Consider the following 16,871-nt stretch of genomic DNA (forward strand, 5'->3'; position numbering starts at 1 on the left):
ATTGAAGAGTTTTTACTTATCATTATTTTTCAAATAAAATATTTTACAAAGTCATTATTTTTATTATTTTTACGTCGTTTAAAAAGAAACAACTTTTTAACCAACTGATTGCGCGTCTTATTGTCTTATTAATCAACTAACAATTTAACCTAATGACACACGAAAAGAAAAACTACGCCATGCCGTTAGCATTCGTCGGCATGATGTTTTTTGCGATAGGATTTGCACTTGGGATCAATTCCTATCTCATTCCGGTACTAAAAGGTTCTCTGGAAATTTCGTCCGGAGTATCGTATTTTATCATAGCCGTAACTTTTTTACCTTTCCTTATATTCGGTTATCCGGCTTCCATGACCATTAAAGCTATGGGTTATAAGCGGACCATGGCTTTATCTTTTCTGATGTTTGCCATAGCTTTCGGACTCTTCATCCCGGCTGCTCATCAGGAAAGTTTCTCTTTGTTTTTGGTTGCTTGTTTCATCAGTGGAGCAGCTAATGCCTATCTTCAGGCCTCTGTAAATCCTTATGTAACGATTTTAGGTCCCCTGGAAAGTGCGGCCAAACGGATCAGTATTATGGGGATCTGCAATAAACTGGCTTGGCCGGTGGCCCCGCTCTTCCTCACCTGGATCATCGGTAAAAACATAAAGGACACGGTAATCGCCGATTTGTTTATACCATTCTATATTATTATAGGTGTATTTATTTTATTGGGGATTATTTCTTTGCTGGCTCCCCTTCCCGAAGTAAAAGCCGTCGGGGAAGACGAAGACAATGCCGATGCTTGTCCTTATGCAGCCAATAAAACGAGTATTTTTCAGTTTCCTCATTTGCTTTTGGGTTGTTTGGCTTTATTTTTCTATGTAGGAGCCGAAACAGTTGCATTGAGTAGTTTGGTAGATTATGCAACTTACCTGAATTTACCTTATGCAGACCTCTATGCCTGGATTGCTCCCATCGGCCTAGTGATCGGTTATATATGTGGAATTGTTTTAATACCGCGGTACTTAAATCAAGCTACAGCCTTGAAAATATGCTCCGTAATTGCTATACTCGGCTCTTTATTAGTCGTGCTTGTCTCGGATAGCCTTTCGATCTGGTTTATCTCCCTGATTGCTTTGGGTTGTTCTCTGATGTGGCCGGCATTATGGCCGTTGGCAATGGCCGATCTGGGAAAATTCACAAAAGCAGGTTCTTCTTTGCTGATTATGGCGATGGCCGGACCGGTAATCATTTTGCCTTTGTTAGGCTTTTTAACGGATAATTACGGTATGCAAAATGCCTATTGGATCTGCTTACCTTGTTTTATCTATATTTTGTATTATGCCTTAACCGGACATAAAATCAGAACAAAATAAACAGTATGCCTCCGTGCTTTATTGCGCGCGCAAGGTAAAGCACGGAGGCTACTTTAAATTATAAAATTGTATTAAAATATTATGGAAAATAGACTGAACAGTATTTGTAACCAGTTTCAACTGGAAGGAACGATTTTAACAGTTAAACCGCTTGGAGAAGGTTTTATCAACGACACCTTAATGATTACCACAGCAGAAGCTACTGCACCGAATTATATCCTGCAACGGAAAAACAAAAATATTTTTCAGAATATTCCAGCTATGATGGAAAATATTCAGCAGGTAACCACGCATTTGAAAAATAAAATTGTCGCCCAAGGAGGCGATCCGATGCGGGAAGCTCTGACGATTACTCCGACAAAAGACGGGAAACTGTATTATCAAGACGAAGACGGTGAATACTGGGCAGTATGTGTATTTATCGGGGATACGATTGCCTATCAAAAGGCCGACACACCGGAACTTGCTTATCAGGGAGGCAAAGGGATCGGAAAGTTCCAGGCCATGTTATCCGATTTTACAGAACCTTTAACGGATATCCTGCCGGGATTCCACAATATACGCTACCGTTTCCAACAATGGGACCAGGTATTAGCAAAAGATCCTGTGGGACGGAAAGCCACTGTCCCCAGCGAAATTCAATGGATCGAACGCCGGCGGGAAGAAATGCTGCACTTCTGGGAATTAGTGGAAAACGGTACTATCCCGACCCGGGTTACCCATAATGACACTAAAATCAATAATATCCTGTTCGATAAACAAGGCAATGTGCTTTGCGTGATCGATCTCGATACCGTATTGAGTAGTACTTGTCTGAACGACTACGGGGATGCAATGCGTTCTTATACCAATACCGGCTTGGAAGATGACGAGAATTTGGACAACGTATCCATGAATCTGGATATATTCCGGGGTTATACCCAAGGTTATCTGTCCGAAACTGCCCAATTCCTTAATCCCGCCGAAATTGATTATCTGGCTTTCTCAGCCAAATATATTACCTACGAACAAGTTCTCCGCTTTTTAATGGATTATATAGACGGAGATAAATATTATAAAGTGAAAAATCAGGTACACAATCTGGTCCGGGCAAGAGCACAACACAAGCTTTTACAAAGTATGGAAGCTCAATATGAACAGATGTGTTCTATCGTAAAAGAAGAAATTGCAAAGTATAAATAAACCGAAAAAGGTATCCCCAAAATCCGTTTCTTGCAGGATATTCCCACACCTGAAAAAGCTCGTTCGGCTATCTATCAGCCAAGAAGTGAACTGTTTTCAGCAGAAAGTATGAATTTCCTATTTTCCGGAACAGGATTTTTCGGATACCTTTTTCCACGCTATCGCCAGCTATGTTTCAGGTTAAAAAAATTTCCGCCCTTCGTCCCGATTCTTTAAAAGAAGCCGGTATACTTTTGGAAGAAATTCCAGCCCAGCCTGTCCTCTGTAACAACTGGCCGGAACAATATCCTTATTCTCCTCTGGTTCAGTTTCGTATAGCTCATAATGATCAGGAAATTTTTATCCGTTTTGATGTCACAGAAAAATATACGATGGCTAGGGTAAATACGGATAACGGTCCCGTATGGACTGATTCCTGTGTAGAATTTTTCATTGCACCGGATGAGGCTGGATATTATAATTGTGAATTCAACTGCATTGGGAAAGCCTTAGTCGGTTACCGTAAAAAAGGAGAAACAGCCTTGCATGCCCCCTCTTTATTGATGTCGTCTATAAAACGATATTCCACCCTCGGAACAGAAAATTTTGAAGAAAAAAACGGAAATAACCGTTGGTCTCTCCTGGTTTCCCTTCCGGTTCATCTTTTATTCCGACACAATTTCCGTCGTTTATCCGGCCTGCAGGCTAAGGCCAATGTATACAAATGCGGAGATCATCTTTCAGAACCTCATTTCCTATCCTGGTATCCGATCGACACAGCCCAGCCCAACTTTCATGTTCCTCAGTTTTTTACAGACATCGAATTCCAATAGATGCTCAAATGGAAAAGGGAATTGTTCCCAAAGGAAAAGTTTTTCCTTTGGGAAATCTGTATGCCTTCCCAGCACAGAGGTGTGGGGTTGCTGACAGACAGCATGCAAAAGACCGTTTAAACATTCGAGTAAACGCCACTTATTCTTCAAGCCGCTTAAAACCCAGTCCCAGAATCTCCTGCGCATTGAGTATAGTGGTAAAAGCCTGAGGATCTATTTTATAAATAGCCCGCTGCAACGTAACCATTTCCCGTCGGCTAACTACAGTCATAATCATTTCTTTTTCCGTACGGTTAAACATCCCTCTCACCGGCATGATCGATCCCCCCCTATGTAATTCGACCAGAATATATTGCCGGATTTCTTCTATTTTATCCGTTACAATAAAAAAAGTTTTATCACTTGAATACCCTTGCATGACAATATCAATCACTTTTCCCATCAGGAAAATAGTCAGCCAGGAATAAAAAGGAATTTTCCAGTCCTGAAAAACCAATAAACCGCATAATACAATAGAGGAATCTACAATCATCTGTAACATCCCGATAGGTTTCCGGGTTAATTTACTCAATATCGAAGTAAATACATCCGTTCCTCCGCTGGAAGAGCGGGTTTTCAATATTAAACCGACCCCTATCCCGATGACGACACCCCCAAAAATACTGGCTAATAGTACTTCATCCTGTAACTGAAAAGGATCGTACGGATGGGGATGCCCGCACTTTTCCAATAAAAAGGGTACGCCATCAGCAAAAAAAGCAACCAGAATAAAGCAAATGAATGTCTTCAAACCAAATTGCTTACCCAAGACTTTTACACCCCATAAACTCAACGGCAAATTGAAACACAAAGCCGCCATACCGATAGGAAAACCTAATTTATAATGCAAAATCGTAGCAATACCATAAATACCGCCCGGTACAATTTTATAAGGAGTCATAAAAAAAGTATACCCCATGGCCAGGACAAAAGAACCGATCACTAATAAACCATAGGTACGAAACCAAGCCGCAGAAAAAATTTTTTCTTTATAAAAAACAGGATTTAAAGCATTCATTTTTACAAAATTATTTTAATCAGTTAACACTCCACTTTTAATTCTGATGGAACGAATGTTTCCTATTGAAAAGACTGCATTTCACTTTCAATCTGGCCTTACAAACGCTCTCTCTTATAAACCGAATATCTTTCTATTTTTAAAACGGCTCAAATATAAGGGGGTCTCCCAGAAAAAAACATGATTTATATCAGATCTTCTCCTTTCCCTTCTTTGCTTTATAAGTTTCCGGGCTTCCTAAAAGTCTGTTGGAAAAACTGAAAAGCTTTTCCACCTGATTGACAATTCCGATGAAAGCACCCAGGATACCGATAAACATTTATGCTGTCATCCTGTCAGTTTTCCGATTCTGGCACAACAATTGTCTGTAGAAAAGCGTAAATTTTAGCATATAATTAATCATATAAAATACAAATGTTATGACAACAGGAAAAATAGGTGTTTCAACGAAAGATTTATTTCCAATTATCAAAAAATTCCTTTATTCTGACCATGATATTTTTCTGAGGGAAATCGTTTCCAATGCAGTAGATGCAACTCAAAAATTAAAAGTACTGGCTTCTACGGGAGAAATAAAAGAGGAACTGGGGGACTTGAAAATCCGGGTAAAAGCTGACAAAGAGGCAGGAACATTGACGGTTTCGGATCATGGAATCGGGATGACCCGTGAGGAAGTAGAGAAATATATCAATCAAATTGCTTTTTCCGGAGCAGAAGAATTTCTGGAAAAACATAAGGACGATGCAGCAACCATTATCGGTCATTTCGGACTGGGTTTCTATTCTGCCTTTATGGTAAGCGATAAGGTGGAAATTGTCACGAAATCTTATAAAGAAGGGGCACAGGCTGTAAAATGGACTTGTAGCGGCGATCCGGAGTACACCTTAGATGATATTGAAAAAGCAGAAAGAGGTACAGATATTATTATGCATTTGAATGCCGATGAAAAAGAATTTCTGGAAGATAACAAAGTCAATGAATTACTGAACAAATATTGCAAATTCTTACCGGTAGAGATTATTTTCGGCAAAAAGAAAGAATGGAAAGACGGAAAATATGTCGATACAGAAGAAGACAATGTCATTAACGATATCAATCCGGCTTGGACACGTAAACCTTCCGATTTAAAAGAAGAGGATTATCTCAAGTTTTATCATCAACTATATCCGATGGCTGAAGATCCCCTCTTCCACATTCATTTAAATGTAGATTATCCCTTTAATCTGACAGGTATACTGTATTTCCCTAAGATCAATAACAAATTCGAAATACAGAAGAATAAAATACAATTATACAGCAATCAGGTCTATGTAACAGATTCTGTGGAAGGGATTGTCCCGGAATACCTGACGCTTTTACACGGAGTGATCGATTCGCCGGATATCCCGCTGAATGTATCCCGTTCTTATTTGCAAAGCGACCGGAATGTCAAAAAGATTTCCAATCATATTACCAAAAAAGTAGTAGATAGCTTAAGTGATATTTTCAAAAATACCCGGGAAGAATATGAAAAGAAATGGGATGATTTGAAAATTTTTATCCAATATGGTATACTGACGGATGAAAAATTCGCAGAAAGGGCAAAAGATATTTATTTATTGAAAAACACCGACGGTAAATATTTCACTTTTGAAGAATACGATAATCTGATTCAGGCCAATCAAACGGATAAAGATAAAAATATAGTTTGCCTCTACGCCACAGATGCTACCGAACAATACAGCTATATAGAAAAAGCCAAGGCAAAAGGATACGATGTCTTGTTAATGGACGGTCAGTTAGACACTCATTTCATTAACCATCTGGAACAGAAAAATTCAGACCATAAATACCTGAGAGTAGATGCTGATGTGGTAGAAAAATTAATTCCGAAAGAAGAGGCCCGTCAATCCGATCTGAGTGAAGAAGAACAAAATAACCTCCGTCCGGTATTTTCCTCTCCCTTGCCTAAAGACAACGGTATGTTTTTAGTCAGCTTCGAGGCTTTGGGAGAAGACAGTGACCCGGTTGTCGTTACCCGTTCCGAATTTATGCGCCGGATGAAAGAGATGGCAGCTTTAAATCCCGGCATGGGCTTTTACGGAGCAATGGGCGACCAATATACTTTAGTGGTCAATACAGATCATAAATTGGTAAAAGATGTACTGGCCGACGAAAAGAAAACAATGAACGCTAAATTGGAACCCCTCGATTTCGAAATCAAAGAAATGGAAGGGAAAAAGACAGAACTGAATGAACTGAACAAAGATAAAAAAGAGGAAGAGATCCCTCAAGTCGATAAAGACCGCTTAAAAGAGTATGACGAAAAAATCAATACCATGCGTCAACAAAAAGAAACATTGCTGGCAGAATATGGAAAAGAAAACAAGATTGTGGGACAATTGATTGATCTGGCTCTTTTAGCCAACGGCCTTCTCAAAGGAGAAGCGCTCAACAAATTTGTAAAGAGAAGCGTAGAGCTGATCAAATAACCCTTTCCTGTCATTCTCTGGAAGGTTGTCCAAAAAAATTTTTGGACAACCTTTTTATTTAGGATGGCCTCTCTGCTAGGATAAAGGATAAGTAAAAATAAGGGTGGGCGCTTCCGAATCGTTCGGATATACTTCATAGGTTCCTCCAAAATAATGAATCAAGTGGGAATTAATCTCATTCCGGACTAAAGTTGTTCTGTTTCCTTGAAAATCCTTGGCCAAAGGCGTATTTATCACACGAAACACCAGCTTCTTCTCTGCTTCATGTTGTTCGATATGAATAATCGTCCGATAAATATCCGTATTACTTTCCTTCTTAAAAATAATAAGACTTCGAAGCAATGCCAAAAAATTTCTCCGGTCTGTCGTGATGGATATCTCTTGAATGGTCGTCTGTAGAAAAGGCTGAACTATATTTTTTTCAAATTGACGAGCCCTATCTATTGCTTCCCGGCACATTTCCATAAGGTCGCAGTTTTCCTGCTGATATTTGATTTTACCCGATTCTAAACGGGAAAGTTCCAGGATATTATTGACATAGTCCAACAGTTGTTCTGCATTTTCCTGTATGATTTTTCCGTATTCTACTTTACTTTCTTTATCGAAATCCGCATCCACCTCCATTAACAATTCTGCGAATCCGACAACGGCATTCAACGAGATCCGTATATCGTGACTGATTTCTGTTCGCAGACGTTCTTTGGCCCGGTTATTGGCTTCTGAACGGGCAGCAGCTTCCGCAGCAGCTTTCTCGGATTGGACAATTTTCCGGGAAAGAGAGCGCGTATAAATATAGAAGAAAAAAATCAACACAAAAAGTATGGCTAAAACACTCAGTATCCGGATCAGATTCGTATTACTGATCTTTTGTTTTTCCAACAACAGCTCGTCGATATGATAAACTTCCTTCACTTGGTCCAATTGACTGGCCGAGAAAGCATTATTCAACGAGTCCTGGGTGTGTATCAAATACCGAAGTGTCGTAATGGCTCCTTCAATATCCCCCTTGTCTTTTTGAGTCATAGCTTTGTAACTCATTAACATCCCAAAAGTATAGACATAATTCTTCAGTATTACAGGGGTCACCTCATCTATCAAAGCAATACTTTTATCGTATTCCCGGGTTTGGGAAAAATACTGCAATTGCATCAGTTGTACATTTAGCCAAAAAACAGGATCCACATGAGGAGCTAAAAGAGCTTTCGCTTTTTCAATGTGTTCTTGTACCTGGGAAAAATTCTTTTTATTTAAAAAATGCATGATATATTTCACCTGACAATCTATGGCCATATTGGTCCAATTATTTTTTGCCTCCGGTTCCTTCGTCATTACCTCCTGCAAGACTTCCGTCATTTCCTGTAAATAAGGCATTTTTGCACTGTCTTGTCCGATATTTCCATAATTACCCGCAATACGGGATAGTATATCCACTCGCAAACTCAATTTTGTCCGCTCTGTAAAACGTTTATGTGCCTTGATTAATATTTCTAATGATTCCGACCGACGACTGGAAACCGAATAAGCGCAGGCCAAGCTGTTATAAGCGGCGATCTCTCCGTTATGGCTACGATAACGTATGGCTTCCTCCAAAACGTCTTTAGCGGTATATATCGCTTTCTCTACCTTTCGTTTAGAAGCCTGCGCCCGACTAAGAGCAGCTTTTTGTTCCAGATAATAATCATATGTTCCCCTTTGAAGAGCCATCTCTTTTAATTTATCGACCCAATACGATAAACTATCCGGATCATGCCGCTTATCAAAGCAAGTTGCCATATAATAAGCTCCTAAATTTTCATAATAGGCATTCTCCTGACGGATACTTTCTTCCCATAAAGAAGCAGCAAAAAATTTATCCAAAGGCGGATATTGGTGGCAATAAGCCATTCGCTCCAGATAGGACAAACGGGTACTGTCTGCTGGCAATAATTCTATTACTTTCTGAAGGCTATCCCGGTAGTGTATCCCTTCTACCTTATCTCCTCCAAATAGAAAAGAAAAAGAGCCCATAGAAATATAGATCAGTAATAGAAATTTTTTCATCCGTAATTTTTATAGGGGAGATTTATACTTCAAAGGATGCGTAAAGCAAAAACGTGCCCCTTGCATGTAATGAGGGTCCACCCAAAGTCTACCCTGTATATGCTTTACAATCAATTGGCAAATAGAAAGCCCTAACCCGCTCCCTTGTACAAAATCATTCAGTTTCTCAAAACGTTCGAAAATCAATTTCTGTTTTTCAAGAGGAATTCCGCAACCCGTATCCGTCACAGAAAAAAGGGCCATCTCCTCATCTTCCGGACTGATTTCCAGTTTTAATACAATGGATCCCTCCTTCGTAAATTTTGTAGCATTTACCAATAAATTGATTAATACTTGTCTGAGCCGGGCATCATCTGTATCCAAAAATAATTCAGAGAGTTCCGTTATAAAAGATAATTCTACCTGAAGCTGATAAGAAGCCCGTATGGTTTCTATCACGTCCTTACAGATTTTTACAGCATCACTCTGCCTGATATTAAATTTTATATTTTCTCCTTCAAAATCTGAAAAATCCAAAATATCGTTTACCAAATTCAGGAGTTGCTGAGAATTCACCTTGATAATTTCACAATATTCTTTTTCGGAGGCCGCATCCAGATCCATATCTTCCGATGCCAATAAGCCGGAAAAACCGACAATGGCATTTAAGGGAGTGCGTACTTCATGACTCATATTCGATAAGAACAGATTTTTCCGCTTGATTGCATTTTCAGCCTTCCTGGTCATTACCTCCAATTTCCGCTTTGACAACCTTAACCGGAATATTTTTTTCCAACTGAAAAAGGAAAATACAAGCAATAATACTACACACAATATAATTCCGATTGTATAATACCGCATGGATAAATGTCTGTCTCTTTCATTCTGGTAGGCCAATTGTTCGGCCTGGAAACGGGTTGTCAGCTGGTCAATCTCCTTGGGATAGTTTTTTTCGAATGTCGACTTTATATAAGCATAAATCGCATTATACTGTTCATACGCTTCCTCTTTACGTCCCATCACCCGGTACAAATCCGCCTTATTTTTCAATGCAATCACATACAAAGCGTGATTATTATAAATATCCTTTGTCTTAAAGAATTGTTCATAGCTTTCCAAAGCTTGCTCTTGCAAACCTACCTTCGTCAAATACATCGCTTCGACAATAAAGAAATGCCGTAAAACAGCAGGTGGTAAAACAGAAACAAATGAAGATACCTTATCCAAATACTGCTTGGCAGCAGAAACATCTCCTTTCGAAATTTCATAATACGCATTGAAAATATACCGGATTGCCTGCTCCGTTTCCAAAGAAGCCCCGAGCGGCATTTTATTCAGCCGTTCTATACACTCTCCTGCCCCTGTCGGATAATTGATATGAAGATAATATTCGGTAAGTTCTACCAACAATATTTTTATCAATGCCGGATCTACCTTTAATGTATCAAAAAGAGTCAAAGCTTTTTTATAGGCATCTCCAGCTTCCTGATCTCTTCCCGTAAGAGCATATACTTCTCCGATTACATTCAGCGCCAATGCCCGGCCCAAAGAATGATCCAAAGCCACGGCCTTAGAATACATCCGGTCGCTTTCAGCAATAGCAAGCCGTGTCTCTCCCCGTAAAGCTTTTGATTTAATGGCGATCCGCCTCAATTCAAAATAAGAATCATATTGCTTTTCCCCCTCCCAAACAAACAAAAGACTATCTATATCTTTCTGGGTTTTACCTTTTTCAGGCAAATACGTAAAACCCAAGCTATTTCGAAAAGACTGAATGATTTCTTCTTGTAAAACAGTCTCCGGCCAAGTAATTTTTCGCCTTTCTCCCGCCCATGCCGGATGGATAAGCCATAAGCCACACACACATAAAACGATATGTTTTAAAAATCTATTCATCGGCACCCGATCCTTATCCGAATTATAATGGACAAAGTTAATCTTTATTCTTATTCTTCCAATTTTCCGATTCCCCCAGAAAGTATAAAAGCAAAATAAGGATAAAATAAGTTCTTCTAAAGTCCAGTTGTAAAATTTTGAAAGCTTTTGAATTAAAAATTGATATAGTCTAACAAAAATTAATTACTTTCGTTAGATTAATCCGAACGAAAGTTCATAAAAAAGGAGCTATGAAAATTATTTACAGTAAAACAACTTACAGAAACGCAGTATACCGTGCCCTGATATCCATCCTCATCGGCATCGTTCTGATTATATGGCCTCATGTAGCCTTGAAAACGATAGTCATTGTAATCGGCGCCTTGTTTTTACTGACCGGTATGATGGCCTTTATCATGTCTTACCGCCAACAACAAGCAGCCCAACGTTCCGACGGACTTCTCTCGTTAAATGGAATCGGAAGTATTATTCTGGGCATATTACTCGTGTCGATTCCTCTTTTTTTCACTACTGTACTGATGATCATTTTAGGCTGTATTCTGATTCTGGCTGCCATCGCCCAATTAGCAACTCTTGCAGCCGCCCGTCAATTCGGCCCTATTGCTGCCATTCATTATTTCTACCCCATCATCATTTTATTGGCCGGCTTAATCGTCATTTTCAAACCTTGGGGCAGCGCAGAATATGTCGTCATTATCTTGGGAGCTACAGCTATATTTTACGGACTGACAGACCTCATTAGCCAGTACCGCATCAATAAACTACGAAAAAAAGCCCATGCTACAGAGCAGCAAAACAAAATGGGAGGAGACTCTATCGAAGACACCGATTACGAAGAAGTAAAATAGAATTATTCTCTCCAGCAAACAATGGAGATAATAAAAGAGAAATTCATCTCAGAAAGCTAAATTTTATGTAGATTTAATTATAATATAAAATTTAGACTTTATACCTAGTTACAAAATTATATAAACCTCAAGGAAGGGAGTTTATTGAGGAAATTAGAAAAAATCCTAATGTATACACTATACTTATAGAACTTTCAAACTTAATACAAGAGGCCTCAAATATAAAATTCACCTCTGAATGATAATATAAAACAGAAAATTTTCTCTCCATTGGGGGCAAGAGAAATTTCTGTAAGTACAGAAGAAGCAGGGGTAAATTTTATAAAAAATAGAATTAATTTTTCACAAGCCTGGTGGAAAGTTTTATTGAATAGCTATAATAAAAATAAGGTTTGTGACAGATTCCAGGGGATTGATCTTTTTAAATGGAAAGGATAAGGAATAAATCGAAAGTTTTGGGGTAAAAAGTGTGCCGGAAGAAGAATTTCCGGCCAGGTTCCTGCTTCCTAACAGGAGTCTCTTAGCCCTCTATTAATGGAAGACAAGAAATTGAACGACAAAGATGTGAACAAAGTAAACGAGAAGATGTACAAGCATCCTCCTAACGTTACTGTAAAGCATTAAATTCCGAGTAAAAAACAGTGTATATTAATTAACGAACTTAAAAATACCCTTATTGCCGTTTTAACAGTCTCTTCAGCACTTAATGGAGAAGGAATAGGAAGAACAATGTTTACAGTTTAATATAGCATTGAACCATGATGAAATATTCTTTATCTCTTTTTCTTCCGGAGTCTTCTATTTTATATTTTCGATCAACAGCTCTAAAGCTTTTACTGCCGCTTTAGCAATATTCCGTTCCCGGGTAAAAGAAAAGACAAATTTTCGAGCAATTGTTTTTTGAGGAGTTGCAACCGCAATCCAGACCGTACCCACTGGTTTTTCGGTAGTTCCTCCATCGGGTCCGGCTACACCGGAAGTAGCAACGGCATAATCAACCCGCATCAGTTGCTTCACCCCCTCTGCCATCTGCCGCACCACACTCTCACTTACAGCCCCCCACGTTTCTATATCCGCCGCCCCTACTCCCAATATTTTCTCTTTTACCTCATTGGCATAAGCCACCACACATCCCTTAAAATAAGCAGAACTTCCCGGAACAGAAGTAATCAGATGAGCAATATATCCCCCTGTACAACTTTCAGCAGTGGCGACACTCACCCCCTTACGGAGACATATTTCTCCGAATTGTTTTTCGACAGTTTCTTCTTCTCCTTCCACATAATGTAAACCTGCCAATTCCGCTTTTAAGGTAGAACTATAAGCGTCTAATTTAGCGACCGCTTTTCCCTTAGCTGTAAGACGCAGTTTTACCAAACCAGGTGAAGGTAAATAAGCCAGTCCCAAACCTTCGGGTAAAGCTTCTTCCCATTTCTCCAAACGCTCTGCCAATTCAGATTCCGGTATATCGTACACCTTCAGCATCCGGTATTCCAATTGCAAATTCGGATAACGTCTTTTTAACTCCGGTATGACCGTATTTTCCAAAAGATGTTCCATCTCAAACGGAACTCCCGGTAAAGAAATTAAAGACTTCCACCCCTTTTCAAACCACATTCCGCAAGCCGTCCCCTTTTCATTCCTCAATATCCGGCAATTATCGGGTAGAATAGCCTGTCCCTTATTATTTTCATTCAAAGCAATTCCCCTTCCCTTTAACAATTCCTCCAACCATTCCATCGCCTGAGCATTGACTATCAACTTGGAACCGAAATATTCTGCCAGTACTTTCTTGGTCATATCATCTTTTGTAGGTCCCAATCCCCCCGTTACCACAACTAGTTCGGCTTCTCCCATCGCATAATCCACCGTACCGTATATTTCATCCTGTTTATCTCCGACAGTAAGCATTTCTTTCACTTCCACCCCTATCGCTGTCAAATGCTCCGCAATATAACGGGAATTTGTATCCAGTATCTGCCCTAATAGTATCTCATCTCCAATAGTAATAACAATTGCATTCATATGAAATCAAATTTGAACGGTCAGCAAAACTACAATATTTTTCCCTCTCTTATTTCTTTTGCCCTCTAAAGTTATGAACAAAAACGGCAAAAAAATGAATTTATATTTTTCGTCTGCTGCCCTCTTCAAACGCTAGCTTTACCGGTTTTATATATCCGTTCTCCTCAAACTCCACCCTATCGACACAAACCTTCCGGTGATTTCCATTTCGATCCCCTAAAGGATGAGGATGATTAATTATATACCATTCATCCGTTCCCGGTATATTCACAACAGCCTGATTCCCCCTCCCGTCGCATTGAGATCATGCTGTTGTAAAATTTTTTCCCATCCATTCCTTTATCAATCTTTTTGATTTCCAGCCATTTGTCGCAAAACGATTTCAGCCATTTTTTTCGAACTGAATGGATCTTGCCCGGTAATTAGATTACCGTCTACCACAACTTTCGGTATCATAGGGATAAGTGATTTGCTGTAATCGCTCCCACGTTCTTTAAGTGCGGCTTCAAGATTAAACGGTACGACCTTACTCCTTCCGGCCAAAATTTCTTCCACCCAACTGAAACCGGTAAGTTTTTTACCTTTTATCAAATATTGGCCTGAGGACAGTTTCACATGCAGTAATCCACATACGCCATGACAAATTGCCCCGACTTTTTTATTATCTTCGTAATGGTTTTTGATAATCGCCTGCAAAGCTAAATTATCCGGGAAGTCAAACATAGAGCCATGGCCGCCTGCCAGATAGACAAAGTTAAACAACTGTCCACTGACCTCCTTCAAACTCTTCGTGTGGCATAGCATATCCCGGAATTTCGGATCGTTCCAGTAGTTTCTGGAAAGTTTGTCAAGATATATCGGCTTTAGACTCACGGGATCTATGGGGATACCGCCTCCTTGCGGACTTGCTACGGTAATAGAATACCCCTTTTCTTTTGCGCCGTGATAGATATGTGTAAACTCACTTAGCCATAATCCTGTTTTCAAATCTATATTAGGGTACTTGCCGGTTCCTGTTACAACCAACAGTATATGTAAAATATCCATAGTTGATAGTTTTTTGAGTAATGTATAATACGGGCAAATAGGTTAACGTGTTACATATGAAGTACTCCACAACAATTAGTTTGCATTAAAATGAAATCATTTCGTATTCGTTCCGTTTCCCCTATCAGCCATGTATCCGCTGGGTGCATAACGCCATGTATCTTTGCTCAGCTAATTCCCTGGACAAGCTCTTCTTTCTGGAGTTTTCTCCAAAAAGTCCCTACAATATTCAAATGCAACAGATATGGAGGCAAAAAGAAGAGGAACAATCCTTTTTTCTGCCAACATAGTATTCTCTCGCCGATATCTTTCGTTTTGTGTATTCTCGTATTATCCAAGACAATAAATGTTATACGGCTTATGTAAAAGACATCTTTTCGAAAAAGCTCAAGATAAATTCGGGATTGATATTCTTCTCAGTAATTTGCCAGAAATATTGGCTTTGTCCGTTAATCAAACCAAAGCAGTTAAACTGATAAGATTTTTCCGAGAAGAAACAAACATCCTCATTGAGAAACTACCAATCCTAAGGGACATAACCTTCAGTGCAACCAAGGGTTTCATCTTCGTCATAAAGGTTTATTTCATTTCTCAGGTTCACGTTCTCAAGCCCTTGGAGTTCCTCTACCGCAAGTGGATAGCACTCTTCCAGAAGGTGACCTTTAGGCCGTGGTGGAATTTATTTTCTCCAAATTTCGTTTACTATTTTTTATTTAAGCTTAACAGAGAGTTTATAGGTATGAATACAGTCTACAATTTCGTTTTGAAACAAACTTATTTTTTACCCCGAAGAACTCCTCCTTTCTATAGCCGCTATTCTTTTCAATAAGGAGGGATGAGAATAATAAACAAATTCATACCAAGGGTGAGGAGTAAGATTACTCAATGCTTTTACAGAGATCTTTTTCAGACCGGAAATCAAATCTTTTGCTACCCCCTGCCCGACAGCAAAAGCATCTGCTTCGTATTCGTTTTTTCTCGACCAGGCATTCATAAACAAACCAATTAGCATACTAACGGGAGTATAAAGAAGAACAAAAGCCACTAATCCCAACTGGAAGTAAACCCGTTCTCCTCCCAATGCTTCTGACAAGGCCGGTTCATTCACTAATAAGGAAAACAACCACAACATTATACCTGTCTGAAGAATAGAGGCAAGCATAAATTGTACCGTATGATGCTTTCTGTAATGCCCGATTTCATGGGCCAAAACAGCTACAATCTCTTCCTCTGTCAGCTCTTTTATTAAGGTATCGTATAAAACAACCCTTTTCTCGGGTCCAAAACCTGTAAAATAAGCATTGGCCTTCGTAGAGCGTTTTGACCCATCTATCACATAGATATTCTTCAATTTAAAACCTGTCCTTCGAGCAAAATTTTCTATTTTATCCCTCAAACTTCCTGCTTCCAAGGGAATTTGTTTATTAAAAAGAGGCACGATCAAACGAGAGTAAAATAAGGCCATAAACAAAGAAAAGAAACTGATGATTCCCCAAGCATAATACCAAAAATAGGTCCCTGTCCCTCGATAAACCTCCACGACAGCCGTTAAAATAATACCACCGATAAGTAGGGACAGGAAGAATCCCTTTAAAGCATCCCATCCCCACGTCTTTCCCGTCATTTTATTAAATCCGTATTTTTCTTCTATCCGAAAAGTAGCATACCAGTCAAAAGGCATTTCCAACAAGGTAGAAACCACAGCTAATCCCAACATAAACAATAACGTCTGCAAAAGGATTTTATCCGTTATCCCCACGACCCAGGCATTATACCAACCAAACCCACCGGCACTGAAAAAAATAATCAGGACTATAAAAGAAAAAGCGGAACTCACACGATTAAACCGATGGGTCTCCCGCTTATAATTCTGAAAACGCTCGTATTCTTTTTCGTCATAAATTCCCTTCAGCTTTTCAGGCAAGCAGGGAGACATATCCCGTATATTCAAAGCATCTAATACCTTTTCGATAATGAAATCAGCACTTAAAAAGATAATGATGATCCAAAAGACAAATTCGCTATCCATTATTCCTCTAGATTTATCTGCAAAACGATACCCTCCTTCCTCCTCTTTTTCATAAAAAAGCAAACAAATATAGAGAAAATTACAAACAATCATCCCTTTTGAAAAAACGGAATGTTTGTTTTCGAAT

General features: G+C 39.2%; 13 protein-coding genes. 6 read left to right on the forward strand and 7 right to left on the reverse strand.

The features are described 5' to 3' along the window. The first annotated feature begins 152 nt into the window (after positions 1-152). The 3 genes from gluP (at position 153) to HMPREF9449_RS05795 (ending at position 3,352) form a co-directional block, all read left to right on the forward strand. Entirely contained in the window at positions 153-1,358 is a 1,206-nt protein-coding gene (gene gluP, locus HMPREF9449_RS05785; protein ID WP_009136306.1) for a glucose/galactose MFS transporter, read from the forward strand. Between the two features lie 81 nt (positions 1,359-1,439). Beyond that, a complete protein-coding gene (locus tag HMPREF9449_RS05790) occupies positions 1,440-2,540 on the forward strand; it encodes a phosphotransferase enzyme family protein (protein ID WP_009136307.1) in 1,101 nt (366 codons plus the stop codon). 170 nt (positions 2,541-2,710) lie between these two features. Continuing rightward, complete coding sequence (locus HMPREF9449_RS05795; protein WP_009136308.1) at positions 2,711-3,352, forward strand: carbohydrate-binding family 9-like protein; 642 nt, start codon at positions 2,711-2,713, stop codon at positions 3,350-3,352. 139 nt (positions 3,353-3,491) lie between these two features. Here the strand turns inward: HMPREF9449_RS05795 and HMPREF9449_RS05800 are convergent, their stop codons facing one another. Then, positions 3,492-4,409, reverse strand: coding sequence for a YitT family protein (locus HMPREF9449_RS05800; protein ID WP_009136309.1), 918 nt, complete (start codon positions 4,407-4,409; stop codon positions 3,492-3,494). A 419-nt stretch (positions 4,410-4,828) separates the two neighbouring features. Between HMPREF9449_RS05800 and htpG the strand changes: the two genes are divergently transcribed. Beyond that, positions 4,829-6,880, forward strand: a complete 2,052-nt coding sequence (htpG, locus tag HMPREF9449_RS05805) for a molecular chaperone HtpG (RefSeq protein WP_009136310.1) — start codon at positions 4,829-4,831, stop codon at positions 6,878-6,880. Positions 6,881-6,955: 75 nt separating this feature from the next. Here htpG and HMPREF9449_RS05810 read toward each other — a convergent pair whose 3' ends face one another. Continuing rightward, positions 6,956-8,920, reverse strand: coding sequence for a sensor histidine kinase (locus HMPREF9449_RS05810; protein WP_009136311.1), 1,965 nt, complete (start codon positions 8,918-8,920; stop codon positions 6,956-6,958). 9 nt (positions 8,921-8,929) lie between these two features. Next, positions 8,930-10,795 carry a tetratricopeptide repeat-containing sensor histidine kinase gene (locus HMPREF9449_RS05815; RefSeq protein ID WP_009136312.1) on the reverse strand — a complete coding sequence of 622 codons (1,866 nt, stop codon included), beginning with the start codon at positions 10,793-10,795 and terminating at the stop codon, positions 8,930-8,932. Between the two features lie 230 nt (positions 10,796-11,025). Between HMPREF9449_RS05815 and HMPREF9449_RS05820 the strand changes: the two genes are divergently transcribed. Both HMPREF9449_RS05820 and HMPREF9449_RS16565 read left to right on the forward strand, forming a co-directional pair. Then, a complete protein-coding gene (locus tag HMPREF9449_RS05820) occupies positions 11,026-11,643 on the forward strand; it encodes an HdeD family acid-resistance protein (RefSeq protein WP_009136313.1) in 618 nt (205 codons plus the stop codon). Between the two features lie 270 nt (positions 11,644-11,913). Continuing rightward, complete coding sequence (locus tag HMPREF9449_RS16565; RefSeq protein ID WP_156793295.1) at positions 11,914-12,081, forward strand: hypothetical protein; 168 nt, start codon at positions 11,914-11,916, stop codon at positions 12,079-12,081. A gap of 360 nt (positions 12,082-12,441) precedes the next feature. Here HMPREF9449_RS16565 and HMPREF9449_RS05825 read toward each other — a convergent pair whose 3' ends face one another. From HMPREF9449_RS05825 to HMPREF9449_RS05840, 4 genes are all read right to left on the reverse strand, one after another. Beyond that, complete coding sequence (locus HMPREF9449_RS05825) at positions 12,442-13,668, reverse strand: competence/damage-inducible protein A (RefSeq protein WP_009136314.1); 1,227 nt, start codon at positions 13,666-13,668, stop codon at positions 12,442-12,444. Between the two features lie 342 nt (positions 13,669-14,010). After that, positions 14,011-14,715 (reverse strand): type 1 glutamine amidotransferase domain-containing protein, encoded by a 705-nt coding sequence (locus tag HMPREF9449_RS05830; protein WP_009136315.1) that lies wholly within the window; start codon positions 14,713-14,715, stop codon positions 14,011-14,013. Between the two features lie 167 nt (positions 14,716-14,882). Continuing rightward, positions 14,883-15,053, reverse strand: coding sequence for a transposase (locus tag HMPREF9449_RS16995; RefSeq protein ID WP_187118591.1), 171 nt, complete (start codon positions 15,051-15,053; stop codon positions 14,883-14,885). A gap of 443 nt (positions 15,054-15,496) precedes the next feature. Continuing rightward, positions 15,497-16,837 (reverse strand): M48 family metallopeptidase, encoded by a 1,341-nt coding sequence (locus HMPREF9449_RS05840; protein WP_009136317.1) that lies wholly within the window; start codon positions 16,835-16,837, stop codon positions 15,497-15,499. Positions 16,838-16,871 lie beyond the last annotated feature (34 nt).

This window comes from Odoribacter laneus YIT 12061, assembly GCF_000243215.1.
Lineage (GTDB): Bacteria > Bacteroidota > Bacteroidia > Bacteroidales > Marinifilaceae > Culturomica > Culturomica lanea.

Coding starts and splice junctions, on each gene's coding strand:
- gluP (WP_009136306.1), top strand. CDS start 153: ATGACACACGAAAAGAAAAACTACGCCATGCCGTTAGCATTCGTCGGC.
- HMPREF9449_RS05790 (WP_009136307.1), top strand. CDS start 1,440: ATGGAAAATAGACTGAACAGTATTTGTAACCAGTTTCAACTGGAAGGA.
- HMPREF9449_RS05795 (WP_009136308.1), top strand. CDS start 2,711: ATGTTTCAGGTTAAAAAAATTTCCGCCCTTCGTCCCGATTCTTTAAAA.
- HMPREF9449_RS05800 (WP_009136309.1), bottom strand. CDS start 4,409: ATGAATGCTTTAAATCCTGTTTTTTATAAAGAAAAAATTTTTTCTGCG.
- htpG (WP_009136310.1), top strand. CDS start 4,829: ATGACAACAGGAAAAATAGGTGTTTCAACGAAAGATTTATTTCCAATT.
- HMPREF9449_RS05810 (WP_009136311.1), bottom strand. CDS start 8,920: ATGAAAAAATTTCTATTACTGATCTATATTTCTATGGGCTCTTTTTCT.
- HMPREF9449_RS05815 (WP_009136312.1), bottom strand. CDS start 10,795: ATGAATAGATTTTTAAAACATATCGTTTTATGTGTGTGTGGCTTATGG.
- HMPREF9449_RS05820 (WP_009136313.1), top strand. CDS start 11,026: ATGAAAATTATTTACAGTAAAACAACTTACAGAAACGCAGTATACCGT.
- HMPREF9449_RS05825 (WP_009136314.1), bottom strand. CDS start 13,668: ATGAATGCAATTGTTATTACTATTGGAGATGAGATACTATTAGGGCAG.
- HMPREF9449_RS05830 (WP_009136315.1), bottom strand. CDS start 14,715: ATGGATATTTTACATATACTGTTGGTTGTAACAGGAACCGGCAAGTAC.
- HMPREF9449_RS05840 (WP_009136317.1), bottom strand. CDS start 16,837: ATGATTGTTTGTAATTTTCTCTATATTTGTTTGCTTTTTTATGAAAAA.